This window comes from Streptomyces sp. NBC_00726 (genome assembly GCF_045161735.1).
Taxonomy (GTDB): domain Bacteria; phylum Actinomycetota; class Actinomycetes; order Streptomycetales; family Streptomycetaceae; genus Streptomyces.
The window spans coordinates 6,382,295-6,406,243 of the sequence record NZ_CP108983.1 but is presented as its reverse complement, the minus strand read 5'-3'; the positions used below and the strand labels follow the sequence as shown (position 1 = coordinate 6,406,243).

The 23,949-nt window shown below is 73.2% G+C and carries 1 protein-coding gene; it reads right to left on the bottom strand.

All coding sequences use genetic code 11. From position 1 onward, the window contains the following. Positions 1-3: 3 nt before the first annotated feature. On the bottom strand, positions 4-23,925 hold the full coding sequence (locus OG338_RS28375) for a non-ribosomal peptide synthase/polyketide synthase (protein WP_405940076.1): 23,922 nt from the start codon (positions 23,923-23,925) through the stop codon (positions 4-6). Positions 23,926-23,949 lie beyond the last annotated feature (24 nt).

Here is a 23,949-nt window from a genome sequence, read left to right as displayed (position 1 = left end):
GGGTCAGTCCTCCTGAGGGGTGAGGGTGAGGTCACCGGCGTCTCCGGTGACCTCGGCGATCCTGGCGGCCAGGACCGGTCCGATCTGGGCCAGCGAACCGGCCCGGGTCATCTGGTCGTGCCGGGTGGTGATCTCGTGGGATTCGATCCGGCCCGTGATGTACGGGCGCCAGACGTCCGGTCCGGCGTCGTCGTCCTGGGCCCGGTCGATCGTGGAGTTGAACAGCAGCAGGTCGCCGTCGTGGCTGCCGGGGACGAACTCGACCGCCAGCTTCGCGTTGTTGATCATGATGTCGACGATGACCTCGACCTGCCGCTCGTCGAGCCCGGCGAGGGCGCTGCCGCGCCGGTTCAGCACCTCGGCGACCTCCGCGTAGGTGATGTCGCGGTCGCCCAGCTCGGCCGGGTCGACGTCGAGCACACCGACGAGCACGTCCCGCACGGTGGGCACGGGTTCGTCCTCGAACCGGACGTCCTTCACCGGGTAGGCGTCGAGGACGGCCAGGAGGGCGGTCCGTTCGCCGCGCGCCCGGAGTTCGCAGGCGAGTGCGTGGGCGATCAGTCCGCCCGCGGACCAGCCGAGCAGCAGGTACGGCCCCTGCGGCTGGATCTTCTGGATGTGGTCGGCGTAGTCGGCCGCCATTTCCTCGTACGACTCCGGCAGCGGTTCGGGGCGTCCGAGGCCGCGCGCCTGGATGGCGTAGACCGGATGCTGCGGGCCGATGTGGTTGAGCAGTCCGCTGTACGACCAGCTGATACCGCCGCCGGGGTGGACGCAGAACAGCGGGGTCTCCGTGCCGGTCGAACGCAGCGGGAGGAGTACGTCCAGGGCGTCGTCCGGGTTGTTCATGGCGAGGCGTTCGGTGAGCCCGGCGACGGTCGGCGCCTCGAACAGCATGCGCAGCCCCAGGTCCAGGCCCAGGGTCTCGCGGACGCGTGCGGCAAGCCGGGCGGCCAGCAGCGAGTGTCCGCCGAGGTCGAAGAAGCCGTCGTCGATGCCGACCTGTTCGCGGCCCAGCACTTCGGCGAAGAGCCCGCACAGCAGCTGCTCCTGCGGGGTCCGGGGCCCGCGCCCCACACCGGAAACCCCGTAGTCCGGGGCGGGCAGGGCGGCCCGGTCCAGCTTGCCGTTGGCGGTCAGCGGCAGCGCGTCCACGGTGACGAAGGCGGCCGGGACCATGAAGTCGGGCAGTTCGCGGCGCAGCCGGCCGGACAGCTCGGCGGTCTCCGGCAGGGCGTCGGGCGCGGGCACCAGGTAGGCGACGAGGCTCTTGTCCCCGGGCCGGTCCTCGCGGGCGACGACGGCCGCCTGGGCGACGCCGGGGCAGCCCGCGAGGACGGCTTCGACCTCGCCGGGCTCGATACGCTGGCCGCGCAGCTTGACCTGGTGGTCGGCGCGCCCGGCGAAGTCCAGCGTGCCGTCGGGGCGCCATGCGGCGAGGTCGCCGGTGCGGTACATGCGGCTGCCGGCGGGCCCGTACGGGTCGGCGGTGAAGCGTTCCGCGGTGAGGCCGGGCCGGCCGAGGTAGCCGCGCGCCACCCCCGTACCGGCGAGGTACAGCTCGCCGACGAGGCCGGCGGGCAGCGGGCGCAGCCGGTCGTCCAGCACATAGGCGCGCATATTGGCCATGGGTCCGCCGATGGGCACGGTCGCGGCGTTCTCGGGGAGGTCGCACACCTGGTGGCGGGTGGCCAGGGTGGTGGCCTCGGTGGGTCCGTAGCCGTTGACGACCTCGATGCCGGGGCAGGCGTCGAGCACCCGGGCGACGGCGGCCGGGGAGACCACGTCGCCGCCGGTCCACACCTCACGCACTCCGGCGAGCAGCCGGGGGCGTTCCTCGGCGACGAGCCGGAACAGCCCGGCGGTCAGCCAGAGTCCGGTGACGCCGTGTGTGGCGACGGTGTGCTGGAGCAGGTCGAGGTCGAGCTGTCCGGGCGGTGCGACGACGATCCGGCCGCCGCTGAGCAGCGGCACCCACAGTTCGTAGGTGGAGAGGTCGAAGGCGGTCGGCGAGTGCATGAGTACGCGTTCGTGTCCGCCGCCGCGCCACTCCGGGCTGAGCGCGAGGCCCGCCACGTCCCGGTGGGTGACGGCCACGCCCTTCGGCCGCCCGGTCGAGCCGGAGGTGTACATGATGTACGCCAACTGCCCTGGCTCACACGGCACTTCTGCGGCCTCCGGCTCGTGGTGTCCGGACGCCTCCAGCGCGGCCAGGACCTCCTGGGTGAGGACGAGCGCGGCGCCGCTCTCCCGCAGGATCAGTTCGATGCGGGAGGACGGGAAGCGCGGGTCCAGGGGGACGTAGGCGCCGCCGGCCTTGATGACGGCCAGGAGCGCCACGACCAGCTCAGCCGAGCGGTCCAGCATGACCGCGACCGGTGTCTCGGGCCGGACGCCCTGGCGGATCAGGGCCCGGGCCAGGGAGTCGGCGCGCCGGTCGAGTTCCGTGTACGTCAGCTCGGTGCCGTCCGCCACGACGGCGACGGCGTCCGGGGTGGCGCGCACCTGGCGGGCGAACAGCGCGGGCAGGGCGTCCGGGGGCAGTTCCGCGGCGGTGTCGTTGAACGCGTGGAGCAGCCGGTGACGTTCGTCGGCGGACATGAGGTCGATCCCGCTGACCGGCCGGTCCGGTGCGGCGACGGCCGCCCGCAGCAGCCGGGCCCAGCGTTCGAACAGCAGCTCCACGGTGGCCGCGTCGAACAAATCGGTGGCGAACTCCACCGCGCCGACGAGTCCGTCGGCGCCGCCGTCCGGGCGGAACCGCTCGGCCAGGCTGAAGGTGAGGTCGACGCGGGAGGTCCCGGTCGGTGCTTCCAGGTGGCCCGTTTCCAGGCCGGGCAGTGCGAAGTCGCCGAGCGGGGCGTTCTGGAGGGCCAGCATGACCTGGAAGAGCGGGTGGTGGGCCAGGGACCGCACCGGGTTGGCCACCTCCACCAGGTATTCGAACGGCACGTCCTGGTGGTCGTAGGCGGTGAGCGCCTTCTGCCGGACCCGGCCGAGGAGTTCGGCGAAGCAGGGGTCGCCGCCGGTGTCGGTGCGCAGGACGAGCGTGTTGACGAAGAAGCCGACGAGCTCGTCCAGCGCCTGGTCGGTGCGGCCGGCGATCGGGCTGCCGATGGGGATGTCCGTACCGGCGCCGAGCCGGGTGAGCAGGGCGGCGAGTCCGGCCTGGAGCACCATGAACATGCTGGCGCCGCGTTCGGTGGCGAGGTCGCGCAGGGCCTGGTGCAGCTCGGGTTCGAGCCGGACGACGACCCGGTCCCCGCGCTGCGAGGCGACGGGCGGCCGGGGCCGGTCGGCGGGGAGCTGGAGCTGCTGCGGGATGCCCGCGAGCTCGTCCCGCCAGTAGGCGAGCTGCCGGGCGAAGAGGCTGTCCGGGTCGCCCGCGTCGCCGAGCAGGTCGCGCTGCCAGCGGGTGTAGTCGGCGTACTGCACGGGCAGCGGGGACCAGCCCGGTTCCTCGTCACGGCGGCGGGCGGCGTACGCGGTCGCGAGGTCGGCGGAGAGCGGGCCCATGGACCAGCCGTCGGCGGCGATGTGGTGCACCACGACGAGCAGCACGTGCCGGTCGGGGGCGAGCGCGAACAGCTCGGCCCTGACCGGGGGCTCCGCCGCCAGGTCGAAGCCGCGCTGTGCCGCTTCGGCCAGGCGTCCGGCCAGCGCGCTCTCGTCCAGGTCCACGACGGGCAGCGCGGGGTGGGCCTGGGCCGGGGGCAGCACGACCTGGTGCGGGGTGCCGTCGCTCTCGCGGAACACCGTGCGCAGGCTCTCGTGCCGGGCGATGACGTCCGCGAGCGCGGCGTGCAGCGCGGCCCGGTCGAGGCTGCCGGTGAGGTCCAGCGCGAGCGGCATGTTGTACGTGGCGCTCGGCCCGTCCATCCGGTGCAGGAACCACAGGCGGCGCTGCGCGAAGGACAGCTCCACGCGCTCCGGGCGCGGCTGGGCGGTCAGCGCGGGGCGCGCCGCTCCGGACCCGTCGAGGCGGGCCGCCAGACCGGCCGCGGTGGGGGTCTCGAAGAGGGTGCGGACCTCCAGCTCCGCGCCGAGGGTCGCCCGGACCCGGGAGGCGAGGCGGGTCGCTAGCAGCGAGTGCCCGCCGAGGTCGAAGAAGCTGTCGTCCACCCCGACCTGGGCGAGTCCCAGCACCTCCGCGTACAGCTCCGTGAGCAGCTGCTCCTGCGGGGTGCGGGGTGCCCGTCCGCCCATGGCGGGGCCGAGGTCGGGTGCGGGCAGGGCGCGCCGGTCCAGCTTCCCGGCGGCGGTCAGCGGCAGGGCGTCCAGCGCGACGAACGCCGAGGGGACGAGGTGGTCGGGGAGCCGTTCGCGCAGCCAGTCGCGGAGTTCGCCGAGGAGGGCGCCGGTGCTCCGGCTGCCGGTCGGGCGGTTGGTCAGCGAGGACAGCGCCCGGCCGGCGGGCCCCGTGGGGCGGTGGGCGACCGGGGAGCCGTCCGGGTCGGCGAAGACCACGTCCATGGCGTCGTCCGAGGCGGCCGACCAGGTGACGGACACCGTGCGGCCGTGCTCCCGGCCGAGGGTGTGGAAGTCCTCGGGGTCGGGAAGCCCGTGTTCCCGCTCCGGGGTGTGCAGCCGTTCCAGCAGCTCCGCGAGGGTGGTGTCCTCTTCGTGCAGCGCCCGGGCCAGGGCGGTTTCCCGCAGGACGCGGCGGTTGGGCACTCCGGTGATCCGCAGTGCGCCGGCGGGCGGCTCGGTGAGCAGGTCGCGCAGTGTGTCGGGGTCTGCGATGTCCCGTCCCCAGGCGAGGTCGGCGGTCGGGGGCGCGGGGGCCGGGGGCGTCGCCTTGTGCAGGGTGACGTCGTAGCGGTAGCGGCTCAGTTCGTTGTGGTGGTGGCCGCGTTTGAGCTCGACGGCCACCGCGCCGATGTCCGTGCCGTGGTCCCGCAAGGCGGTGAAGAAGTCCGGGTCGACCAGGAGTTCCTTCTCCACCCGGACCGCCTGTTCCACCGCGCGGCGTACGGCCGCGGGGTCGGTGTCCTCGGTCGTACGGTGCAGCTGGACGGCGGTCGCGAGCGGGCGCAGCAGGCGCAGATTGCGTACGTCTCCGATGAACAGCGCGCCACCGGGGGCGAGCAGCGCCATGAGCTTGGCGATGGCGTCGGCGAGGTAGTCGGCGGACGGGAAGTACTGCACCACCGAGTTGATGACGATGGTGTCGAATGTGCCGGCCGGCAGCCCGTCGGTGTCGTGTGCCGGACGGGTCTGGAGCACCACCCGCCCGGTGAGCCCTTCTTCCCGGGCGACCTGGGCGGCCAGTGCGTCGATGGCGGTGGCGGAGAAGTCGGTCGCCCAGTAGGTCTCACAGTGGGGTGCGATCTGCGAGAGCAGCAGACCGGTGCCGACGCCGACTTCGAGCACCCGGCGGGGTGCGAGGCCGAGGATGCGGGCCACGGTGGCGTCCCGCCATTCCCGCATCTGCTCCTCGGGGATGGGCCGTGTGTCGTAACTGCTGTTCCAGCCGACGAAGTTGTCGCCGAAGGGGGCGGAGCCGGGGGCGATGGGCAGGGCGTCGTAGATGTCCTGCCACTCCCCCACCTGGTCCGCTTCGAGGCCGCTGTCCCGGGCCGTGTCCTGGTGCGGGACGACGTAGCCGACGAGCCGGTCGTCCTGGGCGAGGACGGCGGTCTGCGCGACGGCGGGGTGTGCGGCGAGCGCGGCTTCGATCTCGCCGGGCTCGATGCGGAAGCCGCGCACCTTCACCTGGTCGTCGGCGCGGCCGGCGTACTCCAGCTGTCCGTCGCCCAGCCGGCGGACGAGGTCGCCGGTGCGGTACATGCGCTCGCCGGTCGCGTACGGGCAGGCGACGAACCTGCCGGCCGTCAGTCCGGGCCGGTCGAGGTAGCCCCGGGCGAGGCCGGCGCCGGCCACGTACAGCTCGCCGGTGACGCCGGGCGGCACCGGCCGCAGCCTGCCGTCCAGGACGTACACCCGGGCGTTGGCGATGGGCCGGCCGATCGGGGGCGCACCGGTGCCGGGGGTCAGCGGGTCGCTCATGGTCGCGCAGACGGTGGTCTCGGTCGGGCCGTAGGCGTTGATCATCCGGCGCCCGGGCGCCCACCGTGCCACCAGCTCGGGCGGGCATGCCTCGCCGGCCACGACCAGCGTCGACGCGGTCACCGCCCCGTCCGGAACGGCGGCGAGGACGGACGGCGGCACGGTGACATGGGTGATGCCGAGTTCCGGGTCGGTGAGTGCGGCGAGGGGCCCGGCGGCTGTGGGCAGCACGAGGGCGGCGCCGCTGAGCAGGGCGGTGCAGATCTCCGACACCGAGGCGTCGAAGCTGGGCGAGGCGAATTGCAGGACCCGGCTGTCGGCTTCGACCGCGAAGCGCTCGATCTGCCCGGCGACCAGGCTCGCCACACCCCCGTGTCCGACGATGACGCCTTTGGGGCGGCCGGTGGAGCCGGAGGTGTAGATGACGTATGCCGGGTGCCGCACATCGACCGCGACCTGCGGGTCCGTCTCCGGCCAGTCGCCCTCCGACACCATCGCGGGGTCGTCCACCACCAACGCCGGACGGGCGTCATCGAGCATGTACGCGATCCGGGCCTCGGGGTACTCGGGATCGACCGGCAAATACGCCGCACCGGCCTTCAGCACACCCAGCACGGCGACCACCGACTCCACCGACCTCGGCAGAGCCACCGCAACCACCGACTCCGGACCCACCCCACGCGCGACCAACGCATGCGCGAACCGGTTCGCACGGCAGTCGAGCTGCCGATACGTCAGCGTGTCGCCGCCACAGACGAGCGCGACCGCGTCCGGCGTCGCCGCCACCCGTGCCGCGAAGGCCCGGGGCAGCGGGAGCGCGCCGACGTCGCGGGCGGTCGCGTTGTCCCGTTCCAGCATCTGGTGGCGTTCGTCGGCGTCGAGGAGGTCGATTCCGCCGATCGGCTGTTCCGGGTCGGCGGTGACGGCCTTCAGGAGGAGCGTCCAGCGTCGGACCAGTGCCTCCACCGTCGTACGGTCGAACAGGTCGGTGGCGTATTCGACGGCGCCGACGATCCCTGCCGGGGTGCCGTCCGGGCCGAACTGCTCGACCATGCTCACGCCGAGGTCGAACTTCGCGGTGCCGGTCGCGACCGCGTAGGTCGTCACATCCAGACCGGGCAGCGAGAAGCGGCCGGTCGGGGCGTTCTGCACGGCCAGGATGGTCTGGAAAAGGGGGTGGTGGGACAGCGACCTGGACGGGTTCAACGCCTCCACCAAGTGCTCGAACGGCACATCCTGATGGGCATACGCCGACAACGCCGTCTCCCGCACCCGGCCCAGCAACTCACCGAAACCCGGATCACCACTCGTATCCGTCCGCAACACCAACGTATTGACGAAGAACCCGACCAGATCGTCCAACGCCTCATCCGTACGCCCCGCGATCGGACTCCCGATCGCGACATCCGTCCCCGCACCCAACCGCGTGTACAACGCCGCCAGACCCGCCTGCAACACCATGAACAGGCTGGTTCCGGTCCGCCGGGCCAACTCCACGAGCGCGTGGTGCAGTTCGGTGTCGAGCTCCAGTCCGATGTGGCTGCCCTGCCAGCCGGCGACGGCCGGGCGGGGGCGGTCGGTGGGCAGCGGCAACAGTTCCGGCAGGTCGGCCAGTTGCCGCTTCCAGTAGTCGAGTTGTTCGGCGAACCGGCTCTCCGGGTCGGTCGCGTCGCCGAGCAGATCACGCTGCCAGAGCGTGTAGTCGGCGTACTGGACCGGCAGTTCCGGCCGGTCCGCCGTGCGGCCTTCGCAGCGTGCCGCGTACGCCTCGGCGAGGTCGCGGGCCAGCGGCCCGGTGGACCAGCCGTCGGCGGCGATGTGGTGCATGACGAGGAGCAGCACGTGTTCGTCGGGCGCGACCGTGAACAGCTCGGCCCGCAGCGGTGGTTCGGCCGACAGGTCGAAGGGCTGCCGGGCGGATTCGGCGAGCAGGTGCGGCAGTTCGTCCGCCGGTACGTCGGCCGGGCGTGCCCGGAGCCGGACGGTGGCCGGTTCCAGCAGGCGCTGGCAGGGTACGCCGTCGACCTCCTGGAACACCGTGCGCAGGCTCTCGTGCCGGGCCACCACATCGGCCAGCGCCTGGTCGAGCGCGTCCCGGTCGAGCGTTCCGGTGAGCTGGAGCGCCAGCGGGATGTGGTAGGTGGCGGCGGTGGCGTCCATGCGGTGCAGGAACCACAGGCGGCGCTGGGCGAAGGACAGCGGCACCGCGTCGGGCCGCTGGTACGCGGTGAGCGCCGGGCGCACTCCGTCGGCCGCGGCGAGGGCTCCGGCCAGGCCGGCCACGGTGGGTGTCTGGAAGAGGGCGCGCAGCCCGAGTTCCGCCCCGAGCACCGTGCGCACCCGGGCGACGAGCCTGGTCGCGAGCAGGGAGTGCCCGCCCAGGTCGAAGAAGTCGTCGTCCACGGAGACCTGTGGCACGTCGAGGACCTCGGCGAACAGCTCGGCGAGGATCTGTTCCCGCGGGGTACGCGGCGCCCGGCCGCCTCCCGTGGACGCTGCCTCGGGCGCGGGCAGCGCGCCCCGGTCCAGCTTCCCGTTCGGCGTCAACGGGAGCACGTCGAGCAGCACGAACGCGGACGGCACCAAGTAGTCCGGCAGCCGCTCGCGCAGGTGGGCGGCCAGCTCCGCGGGGCGTACGGCCGCTGCGGGGCGCGGCACCACATAGCCGACGAGCCGGTCGTCCCGGGCCACGACGGCGGCCTGGGCGACGGCGGGGTGTGCGGCGAGCGCGGCTTCGACCTCGCCGGGCTCGACGCGGAAGCCGCGCACCTTCACCTGGTCGTCGGCGCGGCCGGCGTACTCCAGCTCGCCGCCGGCGCGGCGCCGGACCAGGTCGCCGGTGCGGTACATCCGCGCGCCCGCCGGCCCGAACGGGCAGGCCGTGAACCGTCCCGCCGTCAGGCCCGGGCGGCCCAGATAGCCGCGTGCCAGGCCGGGCCCGGCGACGTACAACTCGCCGGTCACACCCGGCGGTACGGGGCGCAGCCGCTCGTCCAGCACGTAGGTCCGGAAGTCTGCGACCGGCCGGCCGATCGGGGGCACACCGGTGCCGGGGGTCAGCGGGTCGCTCATGGTCGCGCAGACGGTGGTCTCGGTCGGGCCGTAGGCGTTGATCATCCGCCGTCCGGGCGCCCACCGCGCCACCAGTTCCGGTGAGCACGCCTCGCCCGCCACCACCAGGGTGGAGGCCGTGAGTTCGGCGTCGCCCAGGGCGGCGAGGGCGGAGGGCGGCAGTGTCACATGGGTGACGGCGAGCCCGGGGTCCGTCAGGGCGTCCAGGGGGGTGTCGGCGGGGGCGAGGACGAGCGCGGCGCCGGTCAGCAGCGCACTGCACAGGTCCCAGAAGGACGCGTCGAAGCTGGGCGAGGCGAACTGGAGCACCCGGCTCCCCGCCGCCACGCCGAGCCGGTCGGCCTGCACCGCCGCCAGGCGCGACACACCCGCATGGCTCACGACGACGCCCTTGGGGCGGCCGGTGGAGCCGGAGGTGTAGATGACGTACGCCGGGTGCCGCACATCGACCGCGACCCGCGGATCCGTCTCCGGCCAGTCACCCTCCGACACCATCGCGGGGTCATCCACCACCAACGCCGGACGGGCATCGTCCAGCATGTACGCGATCCGGGCCTCGGGGTACTCGGGATCGACCGGCAAATACGCCGCACCGGCCTTCAGCACACCCAGCACGGCGACCACCGACTCCACCGACCTCGGCAGAGCCACCGCAACCACCGACTCCGGACCCACCCCACGCGCGACCAACGCATGCGCGAACCGGTTCGCACGGCAGTCGAGCTGCCGATACGTCAGCGTGTCGCCGCCACAGACGAGCGCGACCGCGTCCGGCGTCGCCGCCACCCGTGGCGCGAACAGTTCCGGCAGGCTCGTCCCGGCCGCCTCGGCCCCCACTGCGGGCAACAGCTCGCCGCGCTCCTCGGCGGACAGCAGGTCGATGGCGCCGATCGGGCGCTCCGGAGCGGTGACGGCCTCGGCCAGGAGCCTGGTCCACCTGGTGGCCAGCGCCTCGACCGTCGCGCGGTCGAACAGGTCGGTGCTGTACTCGACGGCACCGCTGAGGCCCGCCGGCGTGCCGTCGGGGCCGTACTCCTCCGCGAACCCGAAGGTCAGGTCGAGCCGTGCGGTGCCGGTGAGCACGGGCATCGCGGAGACCTGAAGGCCGGGCAGATCGAAGGCGCTGCCCGGCGCGTTCTGCACGACCAGGCCGGTCTGGAAAAGGGGGTGGTGGGACAGCGACCTGGACGGGTTCAACGCCTCCACCAAGTGCTCGAACGGCACATCCTGATGGGCATACGCCGACAACGCCGTCTCCCGCACCCGGCCCAGCAACTCACCGAAACCCGGATCACCACTCGTATCCGTCCGCAACACCAACGTGTTCACGAAGAACCCGACCAGATCGTCCAACGCCTCATCCGTACGCCCCGCGATCGGACTCCCGATCGCGACATCCGTCCCCGCACCCAACCGCGTGTACAACGCCGCCAGACCCGCCTGCAACACCATGAAGAGGGTTGCTCCGGACCGGCGCGCCAACTCCACCAGTCCGGCGTGCAGTTCGGCGTCGATGCGGAGTTCCAGCACATCACCGGCGTACGACATGACAGCGGGGCGCGGCCGGTCGGCCGGCAGTTGCAGCTGTTCCGGCAGGCCCGCCAGTGTCCGCTGCCAGTAGGCGACTTGGCGGGAGAAGAGACTGTCGGCGTCGCTCTCGTCGCCGAGGATCTCGTGCTGCCACAGGGTGTAGTCGGCGTACGTCACCGGCAGCGGCGGCCACTCCGGTGCGCCGCCGCTCCGCCTGGTGGTGTAGGCGGTGGCCAGGTCGCGGGCGAGCGGGCCCATGGACCAGCCGTCCCCGACGATGTGGTGCATGACGAGGAGCAGCACGTGTTCGTCCGGTGCAACCTCGAACAGCTCGGCGCGCAGGGGGATTTCGGTGGTCAGGTCGAAGCCGCGCACGGCCGCGTCCCGCAGCAGCGCGGGCATCTCGGACTCGCCGGCCGGGCGCACGGTGAGCGGGACGCCGGCCTCGGAGGTGTCCAGCACGCGCTGGTGCGGGATGCCGCCGGTGTGCGGGAACACCGTGCGCAGGGTCTCGTGCCGGGTCATCACATCGGCCAGGGCGGCACCGAGCGCGTCCCGGTCCAGGTCTCCGGAGAGCCGCAGGGCCAGCGGCATGTGGTAGGTGGCGCTCGGCGCCCCGAACTGCTGGAGGAACCAGAGGCGGCGCTGGGCGAACGACAGCGGCAGCATCTCGCGCCGGGGCCGGGGCACGAGCGCGCGGCGCGCGGTGCCGGCGTCATGCAGCCCGGCCGCCAGACCGGCCGGTGTCGGGGTCCGGAACAGGGCGCGCAGCTCCAGTTCGACCCCGAGGGCCGCCCGGACCCGCGAGACGAGCCGGGTGGCGAGCAGGGAGTGCCCGCCGAGCGCGAAGAAGTCGTCCTCGGCCCCGACCCGGGCGAGGCCCAGAACGTCGGCGAACAGCTCGCACAGGATCTGCTCCTGCGGGGTACGCGGCGCCCGGCCTCCCCCCGTGGACACGGCGTCGGGCGCGGGCAGCGCCGCCCGGTCCAGCTTCCCGTTCGGCGTCAGCGGGAGCACGTCGAGCAGCACGAACGCGGACGGCACCAGGTAGTCCGGCACCCGGTCGCGCAGGTGGGCGGCGAGCGCGGCCGGGGTCGTCGCGCCCGGGTCCGACAGGACGACGTAGGCGACGAGCCGGTCCTCCCGGGCGAGCACCGCGGCCTGGGAGACGCCGGGGTGTGCGGTCAGCTCGGCCTCGATCTCGCCGGGCTCGACGCGGAAGCCGCGCACCTTGACCTGGTGGTCGGCCCGGCCGACGAATTCCAGCTCGCCGTGGGCGCCCCAGCGGACCAGGTCTCCGGTGCGGTACATCCGCGCGCCGGCCGGCCCGTAGGGGTCCGCGACGAAACGTCCGGCGGTCAGCTCCGGCCGGCCGAGGTAGCCCCGGGCGAGCCCGGTGCCGGCGAGGTACAGCTCGCCGAGGACTCCGGGGGCGACCGGGCGCAGGGCCTCGTCCAGGACGTACACCCGGCAGTTGTCGACGGGGCGGCCGATCGGCACGGGCTGCGGGCAGTCGGCGGGGTCGGCCGGGAGCGCGTAGGCGGTGATGACGTGGGTCTCGGCGGGCCCGTAGTGGTTGTGCAGCACCCGGCCGGACCGGGCGGCGAAGCGGCGTACCGCACCGCTCAGGCGCATCGCCTCCCCGGCCTGGGCGACGAGCCGCAGGTGCGGCAGGCCGAGACCGGCCTCCTCGGCGGCCTCGGCCAGCGCCTCGATCACCAGGTTGGGCGCGAACAGCTCCTCGACCCGGTGGCGGTCCAGCCAGTGGGCGAACAGTTCGGCGCTGTGGCGCTGCTCCTCGGTGGGGACCACCAGGGTCTTGCCGTACAGCAGCGCGGACAGCGTCTCCTGCACGGAGACGTCGAAGCTGATCGCGGTGAACTGCGCGGTGCGCGTGCCGGGTTCGCCGCCGACGGCCCGGTGGTGCCAGGCCAGCAGGTTGAGCAGTGCGGCGGTGGGCATGACGACGGCCTTGGGCCGGCCGGTGGACCCGGAGGTGTAGATGACGTAGGCCGGTTGGCGCGGGTCAGTGCGCACATCCGGGTCGTGCTCCGGCAGCGTGCCGGACGGCGTTACGGAGGCGAGGTCGTCGAGCACCACGGCCGGGCGCGCGTCCTCCACCATGTACGCGATGCGGGCGGCCGGGTAGTCCGGGTCCACCGGCAGGTATGCCGCGCCCGTCTTGAGCACCGCGAGGATCGCGACCACCAGTTCGGCGGAGCGCGGCAGCCGGAGGGCGACGACCTGTTCGGGGCCCACCCCACGTGCGATCAGCGCGTGGGCGAGGCGGTTGGCCCGGCGGTTCAGCTCCCCGTACGACAGCACGGTGTCCTCGTAGACCACGGCCGGGGCGTCCGGGGTGGCCCGGACCCGCTCCTCGAAGAGGGCGGGCAGGGTGGTGTCGGCGGCCGGGCGGGCCGTGTCGTTGCAGGCGGCCAGCAGCTCGTGGCGTTCACCGGCGGTGAGGACGTCGATGCGGCTCAGCGGCAGCCCCGGCGCGGCGACGACCGCCGCGAGGAGCCGCAGCCAGCGGGCGACCAGGGTCTCCACCGTGGCGGCGTCGAACAGGTCGGTGCTGTACTCGACGCGCCCGACGATGCCCTCGGAGGCACCGGGGCCGCCGCGCTCCAACAGGTGGAAGCCGAGGTCGAACATCGTCGTCGGTGTGCCCACCAGGACGGGTTCGGTGGCGAGACCGCTCAGGGCGAAATCGGTGCGCGGCACGTTCTGGAGGGCCAGCAGCACCTGGAACAGCGGCTGGCGGGTGAGCGACCGGGCCGGGTTCAGCGCCTCCACGACCTGCTCGAACGGCAGGTCCTGGTGGGCGTACGCGCCGAGCGCGTTCTCCCGTACGCGGCCCAGCAGTTCGGCGAACGTGGGGTCGCCCGAGGTGTCGGTGCGCAGGACCAGCGTGTTGACGAAGAACCCGACGAGGTCGTCCAGGGCCTGGTCGGTGCGGCCGGCGATGAGGCTGCCGACCGGGATGTCCTGGCCCGCCCCCAGTTTGTCGAGCAGGGAGGCCAGGGCGGCCTGGAGCACCATGTACACGCTGGCGCCGTGCTCACGGCCGAGCCGGACCAGTCCGGCATGGAGTTCCGCGTCCAGCTCGATCGCGAGCCGGCCGCCGGCGCTGGAGGGCGCGGCGGGGCGGGGGCGGTCGGCGGGCAGCCGGATCTGCTCGGGCAGGCCCGCGAGCGTCCGCGTCCAGTAGTCGGTCTGCCGGGCGAGCAGGCTGTCCGCGTCGGACGGGTCGGACGGGTCGCCCAGCAGTTCGTGCTGCCAGAGGGTGTAGTCGGCGTACTGGACGGGAAGCGGCACCCACTGCGGGGCCTCGCCACGGACGCGTGCCGCGTACGCGGTGGCCAGGTCGGCGGCCAGCGGTCCGAGCGACCAGCCGTCGCCGGCGATGTGGTGCATCACCAGGAGCAGCACGTGTTCGTCCGCCGCGACCTCGAACACCTGGGCGCGCAGCGGTGGTTCGGCGGCGAGGTCGAAGCCGCGCGCGGCGGCGGCCGTCAGCAGTTCGGTCAGGTTCCGCTCGCCGGCCGGGGTCACCGTCAGGTCCGGGTGTGCCGCCCCGGTGTCCAGCACGTGCTGGTACGGGATGCCGTCCTGGGCCGGGAAGACCGTACGCAGGGTTTCGTGCCGGTCCACGAGGTCGCCGAGCGCCGCTTCGAGGGCGGCGGCGTCCAGCGGACCGGTGAGCCGCCAGGCGAGGGGCATGTTGTAGACGGATTCGGCGCCCTCCAGCTGGCGCAGGAACCAGAGGCGGCGCTGAGCGGAGGACAGCGGCACCCGCGCGGGCCGCTCCGCCGGTACGAGCGCGGGCCTGGCCCGGCCGGCGGTGCTCAGCCCGGCGGCCAGTCCGGCCACGGTCGGCGTACGGAAGAGGGTGGGCAGGGCCAGCTCCACGCCCAGCGTCGTACGGACCCGGGCGACGAGCCGGGTGGCGAGCAGGGAGTGCCCGCCGAGGTCGAAGAAGTCGTCGTCGGCACCGACCCGTGGCACGCCCAGCACCTCGGCGAACAGCCCGGCCAGCACGTGTTCCTCGGGGGTACGCGGCGCCCGGCCGGCCGTCGTGGCGGCGTCGGGCTCGGGCAGGGCGCGCCGGTCCAGCTTGCCGTTCGGGGTCAGCGGCAGGGAGTCCAGCACCACGACCGCCGACGGCACCATGTACTCCGGCAGCCGCTCGCGCAGGTGCGTCCGCAACTCCTCGGTCCGCGGTGCGGCTCCGGCGGCGGGTTGCACGTATGCGACGAGCCTGGGCCCCTGTGTGCCGCCCCGCCGGACGACTACGGCGGTACGCGCGATGTCCTCGTGCTCCGCGAGGGCGGCCTCGATCTCGCCGGGCTCGATGCGGAAACCGCGCACCTTCACCTGGTCGTCCGTACGGCCCAGGAACTCAAGGTTCGCGTCCGTGTTCCAGCGCACCAGGTCGCCCGTGCGGTACATGCGCGTACCTTCGGGGCCGTACGGGTCGGCCACGAACCGCCCAGCCGTGAGCCCCGGCCGGTTGAGGTAGCCACGCGCCAACCCCGTACCCGCGATGTACAGCTCACCCGGCACACCACTCGGCACCGGTCGCAGGGCCCCGTCCAGCACATACAGCCGGGCGTTGGCGACGGGTCGGCCGATGACCGGCCCCGGGCTCGAAGCGACCACTGCGGTAACAGAGTTGACCGTGCACTCGGAGGGCCCGTACAGATTGACGCACCGCGTGTGGCCGGCCGCCCGCAACCGTTCCCACAGCTGATGCGGGACCGCCTCACCCCCGGCCGCGACCAACGACGGACGATGCCCGGAACCGTCCAGCAACCCCTGCTCGACCAGAACCGCGAGGTAGGACGGGGTGGCTTCCACGTAGTCCAGGCCGCAGCGCGCCGCGTAGTCGAGGAAGGCCCGGGGGTCGGTCCAGGTCGTCTCGTCCAGGACGTGCAGCTCATGGCCGGCGAATACGGCGAACAGCTGGTCCAAGGAGGCGTCGAACGACACGGACGTGGTGAGGGCGACGCGCAGCCGCTCCCCCGCCGGAGCGATCAGCGGGCCCTGGTGGGCGTACAGGTTGACCAGGCCGGTGTGCGTCGCGACGACGCCCTTGGGGCGGCCGGTGGACCCCGAGGTGTAGATGACGTAGACCGGCTGGGCCGGATCGACCGGCACCATCGGATCGGTGGCGGGGCACCTTTCGATCAGTGCGGAAGTTCCGGGGTCATCGAGCACCAACCGGTCGCCGGTGTCCGCCGGAAGCCCTTGCCCGGTACGCACATCGGTCACCGTCAACACAGGCCGGGCATCATCCAGAAGATACGCGATCCGGGCGGCCGGGTACTCCGGGTCCACCGGCACGTACGCCGCACCGGACTTCAACACCGCCAGAATCGCCACCACCAGATCCACAGACCTCGGCAACGCCACCGCGACCAACCGCTCCGGACCCACACCCCGCGCCATCAACACACGCGCCAACCGATTCGCCCGCGCATCCAACTCCGCATACGACAACGACACATCACCACACACAACGGCGGTCAGGTCCGGAACCATCCGCACCCGCGCCCGAAACACCCCCGGCAACGTCTCCACACCGGCCGGGACCACCGGCCCGCTGCCCTGCATCGCAAGCGCGTCCCGCTCCGCAGCCGTCAGCAGGTCGAGCCCGCTGAGCCGCTGTCCGGGGTCGGCGACCGCGGTGCGGAGCAGGCGCTCCCAGCGGGCGAGCATCGTTTCGACGGTGGCCTGGTCGTAGAGGTCGACGGCGTACTCGACGGACCCGTCGAGCCCGTCCGGGGTGCCGTCCTCCGCGTACCGCTCGGCCATCGTGAAGATCAGGTCCAGCTTGGCCGTGGCCGATGCGGAGGGCATGTCCTCGACGCGCAGGCCGGGTGGGGCGAAGTCGGCCCGGGGTGCGTTCTGGAGCGCCAGCATGACCTGGAACAGCGGGTGGTGTGCGAGGGACCGGGCCGGGTTCAGCACCTCGACCAGGTATTCGAACGGCACGTCCTGGTGGGCGTACCCGGCGAGCGCGGTGTCCCGGACCCGGTCCAGCAGCTCGGCGAACGTCGGGTCGCCGGAGGTGTCGGTGCGGAAGACCAGGGTGTTGACGAAGTAGCCGACCAGCTCGTCCTGCGCCTGGTCGGTCCGGCCGGCGACCGGGCTGCCGAGCGGGATGTCGTCGCCTGCCCCCAGCTTGCTCAACAACGCGGCCAGACCGGCCTGGAGCACCATGAAGAGGCTCGTCCCGTGGGCGCGCGCGAGGTCGCTGAGCCCCCGGTGCAGCGCGGCGTCCAGGCCGGCGCGCACGGAGCCGCCCCGGTGCGAGGCGACCGCCGGGCGGGGCCGGTCGGCGGGCAGCTCGATCAGCTCGGGGAGCCCGGCGAGCTGCCGGGTCCAGTAGTCGGCCTGGGCTGCGAGCAGGCTGTCCCGGTCGGCGGAGTCGCCGAGCAGTTCGTGCTGCCAGAGGGTGTAGTCGGCGTACTGGACGGGGAGGGGCGCCCACTGCGGGGCCTCGCCGCGGACGCGTGCCGTGTAGGCGTCGGTCAGGCCCTGCGCGAGGGGACTCAGCGACCAGCCGTCGCCCGCGATGTGGTGGAGCACCAGGTGGAGGACGTGGTCGTCCGGGGCGAGGGCGAACAGCTCGGCGCGCAGCGGCAGGTCGGCGGCCAGGTCGAAGCGCCGGTTCCGCGCCGCCGCCAGCAGGGCCGGCAGCCCGGCCCCGGTGGCCTGGTGCACGGGCAGGCCGGGGCGGGCCTCGGCCATGTCCAGCACACGCTGGTGGGGGACGCCGTCCACCGCGGGGAACACGGTGCGCAGGCTCTCGTGGCGGGCGACGACGTCCGCGACGGCGGCCTCCAGGGCCCGCCGGTCCAGGTCTCCGGAGAGCCGCCAGGTGAGGGAGATGTGGTAGTTCGCGCCCGCGCCCTCCAGCTGGTGCAGGAACCACAGCCGGCGCTGCGCGAACGACAGCGGGACCGTCTCGGGGCGCTCGCGGCGCGCCAGGGCGGTCTGCGTCGGTCCTGCGGCGCCCAGGGCGGTGGCGAGGGCGGCCGGGGTCGGTGCCTCGAAGAGCGTGCGCAGCGGCATCTCCACGCCGAGCGTCGCGCGGATGCGGGCGGCGAGGCGGGTGGCGAGCAGGGAGTGCCCGCCGAGGTCGAAGAACCCGTCGTCCACTCCGGCCGCCGGGGTGCCCAGCACCTCCGCGAACAGCTCGCACAGGATCCGCTCCCGGGCGGTGCGCGGTGCGCGGGATGAGGTCGCGGGGGCGAGGCCGGGGGCGGGCAGGGCGCGGTGGTCCAGCTTGCCGTTGACGGTCAGCGGCAGGGTGTCCAGCGTGACGAACGCGGAGGGCACCATGTGTTCCGGCAGCCGCTCGCGCAGGTGCGCGCGCAGGGCGGCGGGCTGCGGGGCGGTGTCGGCGGCCGGTACGAGGTAGGCGGCGAGCCGGGTGTCGTCGGCACGGTCCTGCCGGGCGAGGACGGCGACCTGCGCGATGTCCGGGTGTCCGGCCAGGGCGGCTTCGATCTCGCCGAGTTCGATACGGAAGCCGCGCACCTTCACCTGCTGGTCGGCCCGGCCGACGTAGCGCAGGGTGCCGTCGGCGGCGCGGCGCACCACGTCACCGCTGCGGTACATGCGTGCGCCGGCGGGTCCGTACGGGTCGGCCACGAAGCGCCCTGCGGTGAGGCCGGGCCGGTTCAGGTAGCCGCGTGCCAGGCCGGGGCCCGTGACGTACAGCTCGCCGGGGACGCCGGGGGCGACCGGGCGCAGGCCGGCGTCGAGGACGTACGCGCACAGGCCGGGGAGGGCGGTGCCGATGTCGCCGGGGGTGGTGGCGGTCCGGCCGAGTTCCGTGTGGGTGACGTGCACCGTGGTCTCGGTGATGCCGTACATGTTGACCAGGCGCGGCGCGTCCTCCGAGTGGCGCTCGTACCAGCCGGCCAGCCGGGCGTGTTCCAGTGCCTCGCCGCCGAAGACCACCGTGCGCAGGGCGAGCCGGTCGCCGGTGTCCGGGTTCTCGGCGTCAGCCTGCATCAGCTGGTAGAAGGCGGACGGCGTCTGGTTGAGCACCGTCACCCGTTCGCGGGCGAGCAGGTCCAGGAAGCGGCCGGGGGAACGGCTGGTCTCGTGGTCCACGACCACCAGGCGGCCGCCGTGCAGCAGGGGTCCCCACAGCTCCCAGACCGAGAAGTCGAAGGCATAGGAGTGGAAGAGCGTCCACACGTCGTCGGCGCCGAAGGCGAACCGTTCGCGCGTGGTGTCGAAGAGGCGCACCACGTTGCGGTGCGGGATCACGACGCCCTTGGGGTGGCCGGTGGAGCCGGAGGTGTGGATGACATAGGCGGCGTGAGCCGGGTCGACGGCGATGCCCGGGTCGGTGCCGGGCAGCCCGTCCAGGTCGGCGGTGTCCAGCAGCAGCCGGTCCATGCCTTCCGTGCCTTCCATGCTTACCTGACTGGTGGTCAGGAGCAGTGATGGCCGGGTGTCCTGGAGGAGGTACGCGATCCGGGCGGCCGGGTATTCCGGGTCCACCGGCACATATGCCGCGCCCGCCTTGAGCACCGCGAGCACCGCGACGACCAGGTCCGCCGAGCGCGGGAGCGCCAGCGCCACCAACTGCTCGGGGCCGGCGCCCCGTTCGATCAGGGCGTGTGCCAGCCGGTTGGCGCGGGCGTTCAGACCGCCGTACGTGAGGGTGGTCGCGCCGTCCGTGAGGGCGGTGGCGTCGGGGGTGGCCCGCGCCTGCCGCTCGAACAGCGCGGGCAGGCTGTGCTGTGGCGGTGCCACGGCCCGGCCGGCCGGCCGCAGGGCCCGGAGTTCGTCGTCGGACAGCACGTCCACCTGGCCGATGCGCCGGCCGGGGTCGGCGGCGACGGCGTGCAGCAGCCGCAGCCAGCGTTCCACGATGCCGGTGACGGTGGCCGCGTCGAACAGGTCCGTGCTGTACTCCACCACGCCCGACATCCCTCCCCCGCCGGGCTGTTCGGCGAGGACGAAGGTCAGGTCGCACTTGGCGGTGCCGGTGGGGACCAGGCCGGAGGCCACGCGCAGCCGGGGCAGGTCGAAGGTGCCGGACGGCGCGTTCTGAAGGGTGAGCATCGTCTGGAACAGGGGGTGGTGGGCGAGGGTACGCGCCGGGTTCAGCGCCTCGACCAGGTGCTCGAACGGCACGTCCTGGTGGGCGTAGGCGGCCAGCGCCTCGGAGCGCACCCGGGTGACGAGTTCGGTGAACGTCGGATCGCCGGACAGGTCGGTGCGCAGCACCAGTGTGTTGACGAAGAAGCCCACCAGCTCGTCCAGGGCCTCGTCGGTGCGCCCCGCGACGGGTGTGCCGATCGGGACGTCGGTGCCCGCGCCCAACTTGCCGAGCAGTGCGGCCAGTCCGGCCTGGAGGACCATGAAGAGGCTGGCCCCGCCGTCGCGAGCGAGGCCGCGCAGGCCCTCGTACAGCTCTGTGTCGACGCTGATGGGCAGCTGGGCGCCCCGGTAGGACATCGCCTCGGGCCTGGGCCGGTCGAAGGGCAGCTCGACCTGGTCGGGCAGGCCCGCAAGGCGTTCGCGCCAGTAGCCGAGCTGGCCGCCCAGCAGGCTGTCCGGGTCGCCGCCGTCGCCGAGCAGTTCGCGCTGCCACAGGGTGTAGTCGGCGTACTGGACCGGCAGCGGCGACCAGTGCGGCTTCGCGCCCTCGCCGCGGGCCGCGTAGGCGGTCGCCAGGTCCTGCGAGAGCGGGCCCGTCGACCAGCCGTCACCGGCGATGTGGTGGACGACGAGCAGGAGTACGTGCTCCTCCTCGCCGAGCCGGAACAGCTCGGCGCGCAGCGGCGGTTCGCCGGCGAGGTCGAAGCCCTGACGCGCCGCCTCGGCCAGCCGGTCGGGCAGCTCGCGCTCGGCGGTCTCGGTCACCCGCAGCCGGGGCCGTGCCGTGTCGGGGTCCAGCACCCGCTGGCACGGCACACCGGCGACGGCCGGGAAGACGGTGCGCAGGCTCTCGTGGCGTTCGACCATGTCCGCCAGGGCGGCTTCGAGGGCGTGGCCGTCCAGGCTCCCGGTCAGCCGCAGCGCCAGCGGGATGTTGTACGTGGCGCTGGGGCCCTCCATCCGGTGCAGGAACCACAGCCGGCGCTGCGCGAAGGACAGCGGCACGGTCTCGGGCCGCTCGCGCCGGTCCAGCGCCGGGCGCGCCTGTCCGGCCGCGTCCACCCTGGCCGCCAGCCGGGCCACCGTCGGCGCGTCGAACAGGTCGCTGAGCCGCAGTTCCACACCGAGCACGGACCGGGCCCGGGCGATGAGCCGGGTGCCGAGCAGGGAGTGCCCGCCGAGGTCGAAGAAGCCCTCGTCCACGCCGACCTCGGGGACGCCCAGCACTTCGGCGAACAGCCCGGACAACAGGTGCTCGACCGCGCTGCGCGGGGCGCGGCCCGGCGCGGCGGGCCGGTGCCCGGGGGCCGGGAGGGCGCGCCGGTCCAGCTTGCCGTTCGGGGTCAGCGGCAGGGAGTCCAGCACCACGACCGCCGACGGCACCATGTACGCGGGCAGCCGGTCGCGGAGCCGGGCCCGCAGTGCGTCCGGATCGATGTCCCGTCCGGCGGCGGGCACGACGTAGGCGACGAGGCGGGGTTCCTCTTCGGTGCGCACGGTGACGGCGGTACGTGCGATGTCCTCGTGCTCCGCGAGGGCGGCCTCGATCTCGCCGGGCTCGATACGGAAACCACGTACCTTCACCTGATCGTCCGTACGGCCCAGGAACTCAAGGTTCGCGTCCGTGTTCCAGCGCACCAGGTCGCCTGTGCGGTACATGCGCGTACCTTCGGGGCCGTACGGGTCGGCCACGAACCGCCCAGCGGTGAGCCCCGGCCGGTTGAGGTAGCCACGCGCCAACCCCGTACCCGCGATGTACAGCTCACCCGCCACACCGCTCGGCACCGGTCGCAGGGCCCCGTCCAGCACATACAGCCGGGCGTTGGTGACGGGCCGGCCGATGACCGGCCCCGGGCTCGAAGTGACCATTGCGGTAACGGAGTTGACCGTGCACTCGGAGGGCCCGTACAGATTGACGCACCGCGTGTGGCCGACCGCCCGCAACCGTTCCCACAGCCGCTGCGGAACGGCCTCGCCACCGGCGGCGACCAGCGCCGGACTGCGCTGCGGGTCGCTCAACAGGCCGTGCGATACGAGGTCGTGGAGATAGGAAGGGGTGGCTTCGACGAAGTCCAGCCCACGGTCTGCCGCGTACGCGACGAATGCCTCCGGGTCGGTCCAGGTCGCATGGTCCAGGACGTGCAGCTCATGGCCTGCGAAGGGGGCCATCAGCTGGTTCCAGGAGGCGTCGAAGGACACCGAGGTGGTGAGCGCCACGCGCAGCCGCCGCTTTGTTTTCAACAGCGGTGCGAACAGGTCCTGTTGGTGGTCGGTGAGCAGGTCGGCCAGGCCGCCGTGTGTGGCGACGACGCCCTTGGGGCGGCCGGTGGACCCCGAGGTGTAGATGACGTAGGCGGGGTGGCCGGCATCGACCGCCACCATCGGGTCGGTGGCGGGGCGGCATGCGACCTCCGCCGCCGTCGCCGGGTCGTCCAGCACCAACCGGTCGCCGGTGTCCGCCGGAAGCCTCTGCCCGGTACGCACATCGGTCACCGTCAACACAGGCCGGGCATCATCCAGAAGATACGCGATCCGAGCGGCCGGGTACTCCGGGTCCACCGGCACATACGCCGCACCCGACTTCAACACCGCCAACACCGCCACCACCAGATCCGCAGACCTCGGCAACGCCACCGCGACCAACCGCTCCGGACCCACACCCCGCACCATCAACACACGCGCCAACCGATTCGCCCGCGCATCCAACTCCGCATACGACAACGACACATCACCACACACAACGGCGGTCAGGTCCGGAACCATCCGCACCCGCGCCCGAAACACCCCCGGCAACGTCTCCACACCGGCCGGAACCACCGGCCCGGTCCCCAGAGCCGCCAGCTCGCGGTGCTCATCCGTCGTGAGCAGGCCGACCCTGCCCACCGTCTCGTCCGGGTCGAGGCCCGCGACGGCGTCGAGCAGGGCAAGCAGCCTCTGCTGGTGTGCGGCGAGGTCGTCGTCGCCGTACGCGTCCGGCGCGCCGTGCAGCCTGAGCAGCGGGGGGTTGCCGTCCCGGTAGTCGAACAGCCAGACGGCCAGGTCGGTGGTGGAGCCGGACACGAAGTGGTGCACGGACGCGGGGTGTCCGGCGAAGGTGGGCCTGGCGTTGAAGGCCATGATGTTGACGATCAGCGGGAACGCCGTGCCGATGCCGCCGGGTGCGCCGAGGTCGCGCAGCAGGTCCTCGCCCCGGTACCGCTCGTGTGCGACGGCCGCCTCGACCTCGCGCGCCACCTGGGCCACGAGCGTGCCCCAGGGCATGTCCGGCCGCACGGTCAGCCGCAGCGGGACCACGTTGGACAGCGTGCCGGGTACGGACATCAGGTCGCGGCCGGCGCCCCGGCGGGCGGTGACGGGCAGGGCGAGGACCACGTCGCGGGCGCCGCTCAGCCGGTGGGCGTAGAGCGCGGTCGCCGCGATCACCACCCGGGACCACCTGACTCCGGCCCTGGCCGCCGCCGCCCGCAGTGCCTCCGGGTCCCGAAGCTCGCGTTCCCCGGCCACACGCAGGACCTGGTGCGGGTCGGTCGTGGAGGTGTCGGTGAGCCGGGTCGGGGCGGGCAGGTCGGTGAAGCGCTCGTTCCAGTAGGCGCGGTCCGCCGTGAAGGCGTCGGATGCGCGGTAGTCGGCGTCGCTGTCGACCAGGTCCCGCAGTGTGCCGAACGGGGTGGGCGGGACGGTGGCGTCCTCGGCCAGCGCCGAATACACCTCGCCGACCCGCTGCCGGACCATCGAGGCGCTGATCGCGTCCAGGACCATGTGGTGGTAGTTCAGGTACCAGAGGTATTCCGTGGGTGACAGCCGGATCAGCGCGTGGCCGAACAGCGGATCGCGGGAGAGGTCGAGCGGGCGGGCGAGGTCGTGTTCCATCCATGCCCGGGCCGCCGCCCCGGGGTCCGGCTCCGACGCGAGGTCGAGGTGTACGGGTGCCCAGTCCCAGGTCGCGCGGAGGGTCTGGCGCGGTCCTTCGCCTTCGTCGGTGAAGGTGACGTGGAGGGCGTCGACCTCGTCCACCACCCGGCGCAGTGCGGTTTCGAACAGCTCCGGGTCGACCGGCCCATGGATCTCCAGGCACTCACCGACGCGGTAGCCGGGGATCGGCGTCGGCGAGCTCTGCTCGGCGAGCCAGATCTCCCGCTGGGCCGCGGTCAGGGGAAGGACGTCTCCGTCGCGTCGGGACATGGGGTACCTCCAGAGGTGTGAAAA

Coding starts and splice junctions, on each gene's coding strand:
- OG338_RS28375 (WP_405940076.1), bottom strand. CDS start 23,925: ATGTCCCGACGCGACGGAGACGTCCTTCCCCTGACCGCGGCCCAGCGG.